The 11,792-nt window shown below is 53.1% G+C and carries 11 protein-coding genes; 4 read left to right on the top strand and 7 right to left on the bottom strand.

Features of this window, described 5'->3' with window-relative positions:
- Positions 1–3: 3 nt before the first annotated feature.
- The 7 genes from KQJ23_RS03220 to KQJ23_RS03190 form a co-directional block, all read right to left on the bottom strand.
- Complete coding sequence (locus KQJ23_RS03220; protein WP_216477236.1) at positions 4–1,779, bottom strand: oleate hydratase; 1,776 nt, start codon at positions 1,777–1,779, stop codon at positions 4–6.
- 143 nt (positions 1,780–1,922) lie between these two features.
- Positions 1,923–2,522 carry a TetR/AcrR family transcriptional regulator gene (locus tag KQJ23_RS03215; RefSeq protein ID WP_216477235.1) on the bottom strand — a complete coding sequence of 200 codons (600 nt, stop codon included), beginning with the start codon at positions 2,520–2,522 and terminating at the stop codon, positions 1,923–1,925.
- A 245-nt stretch (positions 2,523–2,767) separates the two neighbouring features.
- Entirely contained in the window at positions 2,768–3,658 is an 891-nt protein-coding gene (locus KQJ23_RS03210; RefSeq protein WP_249529467.1) for a M15 family metallopeptidase, read from the bottom strand.
- A gap of 139 nt (positions 3,659–3,797) precedes the next feature.
- A complete protein-coding gene (locus KQJ23_RS03205) occupies positions 3,798–5,150 on the bottom strand; it encodes a DEAD/DEAH box helicase (protein WP_216477362.1) in 1,353 nt (450 codons plus the stop codon).
- Positions 5,151–5,328: 178 nt separating this feature from the next.
- Complete coding sequence (locus tag KQJ23_RS03200) at positions 5,329–6,165, bottom strand: uroporphyrinogen-III synthase (protein WP_216477234.1); 837 nt, start codon at positions 6,163–6,165, stop codon at positions 5,329–5,331.
- 71 nt (positions 6,166–6,236) lie between these two features.
- Positions 6,237–7,049, bottom strand: a complete 813-nt coding sequence (locus KQJ23_RS03195; RefSeq protein ID WP_216477233.1) for a response regulator transcription factor — start codon at positions 7,047–7,049, stop codon at positions 6,237–6,239.
- Positions 7,028–7,420 carry a Fur family transcriptional regulator gene (locus KQJ23_RS03190; RefSeq protein WP_216477232.1) on the bottom strand — a complete coding sequence of 131 codons (393 nt, stop codon included), beginning with the start codon at positions 7,418–7,420 and terminating at the stop codon, positions 7,028–7,030. Before KQJ23_RS03190 ends, KQJ23_RS03195 begins: the two co-directional genes overlap by 22 nt.
- Before the next feature lie 155 nt (positions 7,421–7,575).
- Between KQJ23_RS03190 and KQJ23_RS03185 the strand changes: the two genes are divergently transcribed.
- The 4 genes from KQJ23_RS03185 (at position 7,576) to KQJ23_RS03170 (ending at position 11,784) form a co-directional block, all read left to right on the top strand.
- Entirely contained in the window at positions 7,576–9,141 is a 1,566-nt protein-coding gene (locus KQJ23_RS03185; RefSeq protein WP_216477231.1) for an FAD-dependent oxidoreductase, read from the top strand.
- 807 nt (positions 9,142–9,948) lie between these two features.
- The gene (locus KQJ23_RS03180; RefSeq protein WP_216477230.1) at positions 9,949–10,275 is read left to right on the top strand and encodes a PadR family transcriptional regulator; all 327 of its coding nucleotides are present in this window, start codon (positions 9,949–9,951) and stop codon (positions 10,273–10,275) included.
- A complete protein-coding gene (locus KQJ23_RS03175; protein WP_216477229.1) occupies positions 10,272–10,904 on the top strand; it encodes a DUF1700 domain-containing protein in 633 nt (210 codons plus the stop codon). Before KQJ23_RS03180 ends, KQJ23_RS03175 begins: the two co-directional genes overlap by 4 nt.
- Entirely contained in the window at positions 10,894–11,784 is an 891-nt protein-coding gene (locus KQJ23_RS03170) for a DUF4097 family beta strand repeat-containing protein (RefSeq protein WP_216477228.1), read from the top strand. The genes KQJ23_RS03175 and KQJ23_RS03170 overlap by 11 nt, the downstream gene beginning before the upstream one ends.
- The last annotated feature ends 8 nt before the right edge of the window (positions 11,785–11,792 follow it).

The raw sequence follows: 11,792 nt of genomic DNA, 5'->3' as shown, positions 1-11,792 counted from the left end.
TTATTAGATCAGTTTATATCGTTCCAGCAGCTCGCCGATGATCGTACCGGATGCTTTTTTGAGCAATTGCTTCTCAACCAGCTTCGCAATGAACGGCAATTTGAGATCGGTCAGCTTCTTCCCGTCCAGCATTTTGGCCGTCGAATCGAGCAGCACCCGGACATCGTAGCAGGAAGCGAATACTTCCGGTACGCCGCGGTCCACGTCCAGCAGCGTATAGACGGCTTCCATTGCCGTTCTCACCGAATATTCGGTCGTAAACACGGTGTCGCGGACAGTGTCGGCAAACTGGCCGATAAAGGCAAAGTTAACGCTGCCCTCCGGTACGACCTTTGGACGGTCTCCTTCTGTTCTCGGCATGAAGAAAGCGGTAATGTAAGGCATCATGCAAGGAATGCAATGTGCGCCGGTGGCGGCCAATTCACGAATCTCCGCCTCCGGAACCCCCATATGGTAGAGCCATTCCTCGACGATCTCCCTCCCGGTGCATTCCTTCATCGGCTTCTTGACGAAGTCGCCCGGAACGTCCGTATACAAGCCGTAAACCCAGACAACCACCTGGTCCTTCGGCTGCTCCTTGAAATGAGGCTGCCGGTTGATCGTATAGCTCATGAGCCAGCTGGAATCTTTAACTGTAATAATGCCACCGGTAACAACCTTGCCGGAAAACGGATCACGCTTGCTCATCTTTTCGATATAGCGGGGAATCCGGTGATCCAGGGTAGTTACTGTGGCCGATTCCCAATTCGTGGCGGGAATGTTTGTACAGAATTTGTCCGGACGGCCGAACGAAGGGTCCTGTGCGGCGATGTTCTTCCACAATTGCCAGCAGCCGCCCTCGCCGGGTTGAGTGTTCATGACAGGCGCATGATCGTCGTCGCCGAGCGTAGAATTTTCGGTACAGCTTCCGTTGGTGACGAACACCAGATCATCCTCGATCAGATCGATCGTCTCTTCCTTGCCGTTATGGATGCAGATTAGCTGTTTGGCTGTTTTTTTGCCGTCCCGAATATCGAAAATAACATTTGTGACCCGGGTATCGTACTGGAAGTGAACGCCGTGATCCTCCAGAAACTTCACCATCGGCAGAATGAGCGATTCGTACTGGTTATATTTCGTGAATTTCAGCGCCGAGAAGTCCGGCAGCCCTCCGATATGATGAATGAAGCGCTGCAGATACAGCTTCATTTCCAGCGCGCTGTGCCATTTCTCGAATGCAAACATGGTTTGCCAGTAGAGCCAGAAATTCGAGGCGTAAAATTCCTCGTCGAACACATCGTCGATTGTTACGTCGTAGAGGTCCTCATCCCGGGTCATGAATAATTTCACGATTTGCATGGATGCTTTTTCAGAGAGCGTGAATTTGCCGTCCGTATGCGCATCCTCCCCCCGGTTGACGGAAGCGCGCATGAGCGAATAGTTCGGATCGTGCTTGTTGAGCCGATAGAACTCATCCAGGACCGACAAGTCCTTCGTCTCGATCGACGGAATGGAGCGGAACAGGTCCCACAGACATTCGAAGTGGTTCTCCATCTCGCGGCCGCCCCGGATAATAAAGCCCTTTTGCGCATCCTTGATCCCGTCGCAGGCGCCTCCCGGCAGACTCATTTCTTCGAGGATATGGATATGCTCCCCCTTCATCTGTCCATCCCGAACCAGAAAACAGGCCGCTGCCAGCGAAGCCAAGCCGCTGCCTACCAGATAAGCGGATTTTCTCTCCACATTTTTTGGCTTTTCCGGGCGTGCAAAGGCTTCGTAATTTCCATTCGAATAGTACATTTCGGATACCTCCTCATTTTGGATAACCCCAGCATAATCCTTTTGGGAGGCACACTTAATAGACAATATAGCCCTCATGCCGAAAGCTTCGACACAACGGCTGTATTGTCTAAATTTTGGACAGGCCTGATATCTTTATCTTTCTAGAGGTTGTTCAAAAAGTCATCTTTTGAACACGCACTTTTATAATCCATACTGTACTTCTCCAGCGCCCGGGCAATGTCTCCCTGAACCAACACCCCTAACCGGTTGATGATTTTGACGGGATCCTCCTTCATGCCTTGACGAATCCAATCCAGCATCAATCCGACGAACGCAAACTTATAAAAATCAGCGATGAACTTTTTATCCTCGTCGCGAACACCCATCCCGGCTGCTTGTTCCTCCACCACGCCGATCAAGAGTTCGTAAGTGACACTGTATAAATAGCGCTCCAACTGGTCACGGCTCACCGAATGGTACATGTTCGATACGAAGGCATGGTTAGCAAGGACGTATTGAAATATTTCCAGGAAGCCCTGCTGCCAGGTCGCATATGTTTTTTTGTCATCGATGGTGACCAATGCTTCCGTAAGGAAAATCCAGTCGATCAAATCGTAAATGTCCTGAAAATGATAATAGAATGTCTGACGGTTCACTTCGCAGTCCTCAACGATGTCTATGATCGTCACCTTATCCAGCGGCTTCTCCCTGAGGAGCTTCTTCAAGGACGCTGCCAGCGCCTTCTTGGTTATCTGAGCCATGGGAACCACCTCCTGCCCTAGGGTTACGGATGGGTGCAACAACGATGCGATGGTTGCTTCGCTTGCCTTCTTCATCATAACAGCCCGGAAGACCGGGCCACAAGTCTGCGCGGCGCCAAAGGCAAACAAAAGCAGCCCCCCTCGATGAAGGATGGACTGCTTTCTGCTCTATCCATGGTACCTGTTGTTTCGACCTCGAGTCCCGCATACCTTTTTGTAAAAAGCTCCGGACCGGACCATCCTTTTTACGGATTGGCTGTCACCGGCACCGCATTATAATACTCCTCCAATGTAATTCCGCGCTCCGCAATATCGGAGGAAATCTCCGTTCCGACATAACGCAGATGCCAAGGCTCGTATTTATATCCGGTAATACCCTCCTTGCCCTCCGGGTAACGGATAATGAATCCGTACTCCGTGGCATGCTTCGCCAGCCACTCCGCTTCCTTTGTGTCCCCGAAGCAGTCTTCGGCCGCGCATTTTCCGTCACTGCCGGATACATCGATCGCCAATCCGGTCTCATGCTCGCTGTGTCCCGGCACCGCGCTATAAGTCTTAGCCTTCTCCAGGCCATCCTTCTTCACATACCGGTTAAAAAGCGAGGTCTGCGTGCTGTGTGAGCGATAAGCAGACACACCTGCCAGATAAATACCGTCTTCTTCGGCTCCGTCAAACAGCTTCTCCAGCGCCGCCGCGGCTTCACTCCGCATCATGCGCTTCTCGATCTTCTCGGAGAACGTAAACCGTACATCCGGATAGACCAGATCGGACGGTTCATAGTCTTCCGGCAAAGCATACTCCTTGTTGACTAGTACCGTAACACTTTGCGCATCGGAGAAATCCACCTGGTCGGCGGGGTCCGGCTGCTTCTCTTCATTAGCAGGTTCTTGCCCCGTGCCGTTCTCTCCGCCGGTCGAATCATCCTCAACAGGAGTTACAGGCTCGTCGGAGGATCCATCCGCATTCTCTCCCGTATTATCCGTTGTGGCCGTATTCTGGTCTCCGGGCTCCTCTTGAGCTGACGGCGAAGGCAGCACGCCCTGCGTATCCTTCGCACAAGCTGTAACCATCACCAGCACCAGCATTAACACCCCAAGCACTAGTCCCCTGCCGTATCTTCTCCGCATTGCATTCATTTCTCATTATCCTCCCATGCTGTTAGGTATTCAGGTCACTGACTCAACCTGATTACTCTGTCTATCCTACTAGACGCATGATCCCCTTGATAAGTTATAAACTTCTGGAAAAAAACTGCGCCTCTCTGCTCCAAGCAGCTCAACGCCCGCCGCGGCGGCCTTTGCCGCCCTGTTGCTGATTGCGTCCTTGTCCGCGCCGTTCCCGGCCGGCGTCGGCGCTTCGGCCTCCAGCCGCGCCGCCGCTCTTGCGCTGACCGCGCTCATTCCGGCCCCGCTCTTGGCCGCTGCCCGTGCCCTTGGCATTGCCCCGGCCGCGCCGGGCCGATTCACCGCCGGCCTTGGGCCCGGTTGCCGCAGGGCGGCCTCCGCCTTGGCCCGGCACACTCACCGCGCCGTTCTCGAAGCGCCGGCGCTCCAGGCGAATCCCGATGCCGCGCTCAATACTGCGCAGCGCCTCCACATCCTTAGGGGCCGCAAAGGTAATAGCGATCCCCTTCTCCCCTGCACGGCCAGTCCGGCCGATGCGGTGAATGTAGCTATCGACATCCTGCGGAATGTCGTAGTTGAATACATGCGTGACGCCTTCCACATCAATGCCGCGGGCGGCTACATCCGTAGCCACCAGCAGCTCAAGCTTGGCGTCGCGGAATGCGCGCATGACCTGCTCGCGCTTCGACTGCGACAGGTCGCCATGCAGTTCGTCCGAAGCGAAGCCTGCAGCCTGCAGCGCCTCATTTAAGGTGCTGGCCCGACGCTTCGTCCGGCAGAAGATGACTGCCAGATAAGGACGATGCTCGCGGATCATTGCCTTGAGCGCATCCTGCTTAGAGCGGTCTGTGCAATCCACGACAATTTGCTTAATGCTATCCAGGGTAACCCGTGAGTTTTCAGCAATTTTAATATCGCGCGGCTGAGACATGTAGTTCTTCGCCAACCGCTTCACATTATCCGGCATCGTCGCTGAGAACAGCATCGTCTGCCGGCTCCGCGGAACCTGGGCAAGAATATCCTGCACCTCGGCCAGAAAGCCCATATGAAGCATCTGATCCGCCTCGTCCAGCACCAGGAACCGCACCGCACCCAGCTTCAGCGAACCGCGCCGCAGATGGTCCAGCAGCCGGCCCGGCGTACCGATGACGATCTGTGTGCCGTTATGCAGCTTGCGAAGCTGACGCTCCACATCCTGTCCCCCATATGCCGCAAGCACAGACAACCCTTCCCGCGCCGCACCCAGCTTACGCGCTTCCGCTGTAATCTGAATCGCCAACTCGCGGGTAGGAGTAATAATCAATGCCTGGGCATCCGGCTTGGCCGGCGAAATCTTCTCCAGAATCGGCAGCAGAAAAGCCAGCGTCTTCCCGGTTCCGGTCTGGGCCTGGACGATGACGTCCTCGCCTGCGACAGCTACCGGAATGGCCTGCTCCTGTACCGGGGTTGGACTCACGATTCCTTGCCCCTGTAATATGTTAACCACGGCCTGGGACATGCCCATGCTCTTAAACGTTATCGTCAAAATACATTCACCTCATTAGTTATTAAGCCGCTCTTCTCTTCCCGCGACTTCTCATGCACTATTGTAACAGAGTCGGCAGTACAATTCCTATTCTCACACCAAGGGCCGGTGTACTCCGGTAACCCCGGCACACCGGCCCAGAAATGGCCTGTATTTATCAGGATTCAACTAACGCTTGCGCCTCGCCCGCATAGTAACGCGCAAGCTCTACCATCATGCTGCCCATACGTTCTTCCCGCGGAGCTACGACGCGGGGAATGCCCGCTTCATACAGCCCGTGGGCTGTAACCTTGCCCACCGCTACAGCTACGACAGGGCCGCAGAACGCCTCAAGCAATGCCTCGCGCTTCCCTTGCGACGCAGCATGCTCCAGCAGGAAGCGGACCTGCGGGGCACTCGTAAATGTCACCGCATCGGCTCGTCCGTCAAGCAGATCGGAGAGCAGCAGCTCCAATTGCTCCTCTGGAGGAGCAATATGCCGATACGGCAGCAGCTGTCTCAAATGAGCGCCCTGCTCCTCAAGCCAGGAGGACAGCCTCGGGGCCGTATCTCCATACAATTGGAGAATAACCTCCTTGCCCTCCAGCACGCAGCCCCCCGCCTGAAAGCTGCGGATCAGTCCCTCAGAGCTGCCGTCATCATCCCGCACCTTGGCGGACAGACCGTTCTTCTTCAGAACGTTAACCGTCTTATAGCCCCGGGCTGCAATATGGCTATTCTCCAACACCTTGAGCCAGGCTGCCGCTTGTCCCGATTGCTCCGCCAGATCAAGCAGCGCATTCAGGCCGACTCCCGTTGTGAAGACCGCCCAGTCGGGCGGATGCTCCATCCAGTCCGCCAGCCCCTGCCGCAGCTCCTGATCATCGAGCAGCACGGTTCCCTGGGCTGGTCTCAGCAGCGGAACACCGCCCATATTCTCGACGAGCTTACTCAATTCCTCCGCCCGACGCGGTCCGGTGATTGCAATTCTTTTCCCCTCTAATCTACGTGCCATGCTGTTCTCCTCCCGGTCTGAATACGGTACGGAGGCTTCCCCTCCACCCTCATGACTTCATTATTGGAATGTTAGTCCGCGAGACGATAGCCTACGCCGCGAACGGTCACGATATATAGTGAATTTACGGCACGATCTCCCAGCTTCTTGCGCAAGCTCTTGATGTGGACATCTACAATATTGCTGCCGCCCATAAAGGTCGTCCCCCAAACTTCCGTCAGTAAATCTTCCCGAGACAGCACAGCTCCCTCCCGCTCAATCAGCTTGGTAAGCAATTCATATTCAGTCTTCGTCAGCTCGAGGATCTTGCCGTCCTTATAGACGCTCATCTTCTTGCGGTCAATCCACAGATCCTTGAAAATCGCCGTGGCTGAACCGCTAAGCAGACGGGAGGAATTACTCCGCTGATTCGTTGTACGCATAAGCCGGCGCGCCCGGTAAGTTACCTCTCCGGAGCGTGACGGCCATACCAGCAGCTCCTGATTCGGCATCTCCTTGCTGAATTGAAGCAGTAGGGCCTCATTCACAAGCAGCATTGAAGGCACCTCTCCCGCTTCATGAAGCAGCGCCTGTACCTTGGAGATCTCTTCCCGGCTCCGAACCGGAGTCAAGTCGAAGATAAGCAGGTCGGCGGATTGGGCATTGCGAATCCCTTGATCCCAATGGTGGAACACCAGTACATCGAAGCAGTCCTCGGAAAGATCCCGAACCAGCTCGTGAATCCCGCTTGGATATGGACTGACAAGAATGACCCGTTGGGTCACCGGGCACATCATAAGCTCTCCGTCTGCCGGTGCCTCAAATGCAGGCTCCTGCGGACGGCGAATCGGCGTTATATTACCGTTCTGCAGGACGGCTCGCTTCATGATCTTTTCCGCTGGCATGCCCCACATACCCCCCCGAATACGACATGCGCATGGTGAACTTCATAGCCGGTCTCGCCGGCAACCGCCAAGCTCCAGTCTGCAGGAACCTGGGTCATGACCTCGTCCACTCGTCCACACACTTCGCACAAAATATGCTGATGCTCATCCAGCTTGGCATCGTAGCGGCTTGCCGCTTCACCCAGCTTGAGCTCGCGGATCATTTCTTTATCCACAAGGTAGCGCAAAGAATTGTACACCGTTCCGTATGCAAAGTTATATCCCTTTTCCACCAGCCGGTTCATGACCTCCGCAGCTGTAGGATGATCATGAGCCTGACGTACGACATCATATACTGCTTGACGCTGGGTTGTAAGATTCAAGGCTTTCATCTATGCAATCAGTCCTTTTTGTAGTTTAAACTATTTAGAATTAGTATAAGTCTTAATTCATTGTTCGTCAATTTATTGGATTCCATTCCCGCTTCGTTTCTGAACCTCCATCGGTGGTAATAATGTACAGCAGAATCCAAAAAGGAGGAACTCTCATGAACAGCAGCTCGTCCACTTCTACTGGTCTGCCCCAGTATCCTGAATCCCTATGGAGAAAAACCGCTTCACTCCCTGACTTTCCCGTTCTGAAAGACGACTTGACCGCCGATGTTTTGATTGCAGGAGCGGGAATCACCGGGATCACTTCCGCTTATGCCCTGACCCGGGCAGGCTACAAAGTCGCCGTCATTGATGCCGGAAGGATCCTGGACGGAACGACGGGCTTTACTACCGCTAAAGTCACTTCCCAGCACGGCTTGATTTACCGCCACTTGACCGATCATTTCGGGAAAGAAGCAGCGCGGCTGTACTATGATGCCAATGAAGAAGCGAAGCATTATATCATCGATATCGCACAGGAGCACCAGATCGACTGCCATCTTCACATGGAAGATGCCTACTTGTACGCGGACTCGGAGCAACAGCTCGCTGATCTGAAGAAGGAGTGGGAGGCCTATGAGCAGCTTGGAATTCCGGCAGAGTGGACCGATACCCTCCCGCTTCCGATCAACGTGCTGGGCGCCATAAAAATGCCGAACCAAGCCCGTTTTCATCCCTTGCTCTATTTAAAGCATATGGTGGAATACATTTCTTCGCATGGAGGGGCTTTCTACGAGCAGACTACAATGGCGGATAAGGCCAAGGAGCTGGAGGACGGCAGCCTGCTGCTGCATACCGAGAACGGCTTCAAGATAACCTGCCGCTATGCGGTGTCCGCCTCTCACTTCCCGTTCTATGACGGCGGAGGGCTGTATTTCACCAGACTTCACGCCGAGCGTTCCTATGTGGTAGCTCTGGAGCCCGAGACAAGTTTCCCGGGGGGAATGTATATCAACTGCGGCGATCCTAAACGGTCGCTTCGCGCGGCAGAGTGGGACGGCAAGGAACTGATCCTCGTCGGCGGCGAAAATCATAAAACAGGCGAGAGCGATTGTACAATCAAGCACTACGAGACACTGGAGCAATTCGGAGGCTCGACCTTCGGGGCTAAGAGCATTCCTTACCGGTGGTCTGCCCAGGATCTGATCACGATCGACCAGGTCCCTTATATCGGTCCCGTCACCTCCAAGCATCCCCGAATCTTCGTCGCTACGGGCTACGCTAAATGGGGAATGACCTTTGGCACGCTGGCCGCCCTGCTGATCACCGACCTGATTCAGGGTAAGGATAACAAGCTTGCCGATTTATTCTCCCCTTCCCGCTTCAAGGTGAACCCCGGGCTCAAAAACCTCGTCGTGCAGAATGCGGATGTCGCCAAGGAGCTTATTTCAGGGAAGGTGGAAATGGTGCACCGCAAGCTGGAGGATCTGATGCCGGATCAGGGCGCGGTCGTCAAGCATCAAGGCAAACGTGCGGGCGCATACCGTGATCCGGAGGGCGTCATCCACCTCGTTGACACCACCTGCACCCATTTGGGCTGCGAATGCGCCTGGAATCAGGCCGAGCGCTCCTGGGACTGCCCTTGTCACGGCTCCCGCTTCGATTACAGGGGACATGTTCTGGAAGGCCCTGCAACCGAAGACCTTTCCCGTCTTACCCCGCAGTATGGGACCCGGGAATAGTATAACTGCATGAATTAGCCCCATCATAGGGCGGCAATCCGCTCACAAAAAGGACGCGAACTGATAAGCTCGCATCCTTTTTGTTCTTTTCAGGCTCAGTAAGCTATGCTAGTTGAACAAAATAACTGCACAGAAAAAGCATATGTGTAAAGTATTCTGAAGAGCGTCAGCGTTCGCCTTTGGGAGCGGAATTCTTCCTTCAGAGGGTCTAAATCAATCCAAGAAATCGGCGAACAACAATGATCGTAATAATACTTTATACGTTGCATCCTATATAATCATTAGTTCAACTTATATAGGCTATATGGATGAGCAATGCAGCAGTTTGTAGCAGTCGGATGTTTTTTCGTACAAAATCCAGAAATCCCGCCATAACGATAAGTCTTTGTACGATTTTCCGCATAAAATCAAAATACAGATTCCTTCCACTCCAGCTTAGAGTCGGTTCTTTACTGAACAGTATGACCCAAGGTAACCCGTTATTTCACCTATGCCAGAGTTAAAAAACCTGTTCTTATAATTCCGCTCATAAAGAGGAGCTATTATTGTTTCTCCACTATCTTGCATTGTTCAGTACCTAGTGATATCATCTTCTTAAACCACTACTGAACATTAATCAGTACAATGCGCGTATGCCTTCGCTATATAAGCTGAACTGATAAAGCTAATGCGTGGAAAGAGCATGAGTATGAAGTGTTCTTCTTCAACACGTTGCCCCCGGCATGCATAATCAATAGTTCATCTTATATGGATCATGATAGCTGTGCTCGTACATTAACTAGAATTCTGGATTGAGGTGATTACAGCTTGGATATTAGCGTTCAATTCAAGAAAGGCGCTCTGGAGCTGTGCGTGCTGGTTCTGATTCATGAACAGGACCGGTATGGCTACGAGCTGGCCCAATCGGTCTCCGAGCACATCGAGGTTGCCGAGGGTGCGCTCTATCCGCTCTTGCGCAGGCTCGTTAGCGAAGGCTATTGCACGACTTATTTGCAGGAGTCGTCCGAAGGACCTCCCCGGAAGTATTACAAGCTGACCGCTTCCGGAGAGGCCCATATGAAAACGCTGGTCAGAGAATGGCGGTTGTTTACGGCCGGTGTATCGAAACTTATCGAGAAAGGAAGCCGAATATGAATAAAGAACAATTTCTAATGGAGCTTCAGGGGCATTTATCGGTTCTGCCGCCTGAAGAATACCATGAATTAATGGAGGATTATGAGGCTCATTTTGCCTTCGGATTGCAGAGCGGCAAGACGGAGCAGGAGATTGCCCGGGAGCTTGGAGATCCGTATGAGCTTGCGCAAGAGGCCATAAGGGAACGCAATACCGTGAATGAGCATGTGTATTGGTCAAATCCTGCCGCTGATCATTCCTTTTCACAGCCGTCATCGACAACACCTCCCTTACCCGGCTTGCCTGCGGCCCAAGCGCGCGGGGGTGTAGCACATACATTTGTGGTATCCGGCCTGGTTCTGCTGAACCTTGTCGCCGTTCCTCTGATTTTTTCGTTCTGGGCAGTCGTCGTATCCATTGCGGTCACCGCAGCCGTCAGCATCCTTTCCCCTGTGCTGGTGGGCCTGGATTATGCCATCGGAAACGGATTTTTCCCTGCCAAGGCTTATGCATCATTATGCATACTAGGGATCGGAATTCTTCTAGGGCTTGGAAGCAAACCGTTGTTCAAGGGAATGCTCTCCTTATCCCTGAGCTATATGAACTGGAACAAACGCGTCGTCAGAGGAGGACAACAAAATGAACACTAAAAAATGGTCCCTGCTCTCCATCATATTTATCCTCATCGGACTTGCCGGCATGGCGTATGAAGGCTTTCGCTTTACCGATAAGCTTCCATACTTTGAAAAACAATGGCAGCTGGATTCCATCCAGGAGCTTCGCATCAAGAGCGGTTCAAATGTGGATATGGAGTTCATTGCAAGTCAGGACGGCAGCAACTATATCGAGGTCTCGGGCAATATGAAGCAGGAACTGATCGACAAGCTGGAGTCCTCCGAGTTAAGCGGTCCAAAGGTTTCTCTGGATCTGACGAATCCGGAATCCTGGAGTTTCTTCACCGTGGACTTCCAGTCGACGAATCAATCCGTTACCGTAGCTTTGGCTGATGCAGAGCTTATGGAACGCTTGCAGGTAGAACTGAGCCATAGCAATGGCACCTTCAGCGGATTACAGGCGAATCGGATTGAGCTGACGACCCTCTCCGGCAACCTGAAGCTGGATTCTGCTTCTGCCGAACAGCTTGATATGGAGACAACCTCAGGCAATATCACCCTCTCGGCGCTTACCGGTTCAGCAAAGTTAAAGGTAATCTCGGGCAATATCAAGGCGGACTCGGTTCAGGGAGATCTTCAAGTGGAGGGATTCTCCGGAAACATCACGATCCGGGATCTTCAAGGCTCCGGTGTAATCAAAAATACTTCGGGGAATGTCAAACTGGAGGATCAACGCTCTGATCAGCTTGATATTACGGTGACCTCCGGAAATGTTACGCTATCCAAGGATCAAGCCTTTAAGGGCATCTATGATCTGAAGGCCAATTCCGGTACGATCAAGGCACCGGATTCACCCATGGAGACGACGGATATGATCAAGATTCGGGCGAACTCAGGAAATATCCGCATCGATTAACAGCGGCA

The sequence above is a fragment of the Paenibacillus brevis genome, assembly GCF_018919145.1.
GTDB lineage: Bacteria > Bacillota > Bacilli > Paenibacillales > Paenibacillaceae > Fontibacillus > Fontibacillus brevis.
This window is presented reverse-complemented; position numbering and strand designations above follow the sequence as displayed.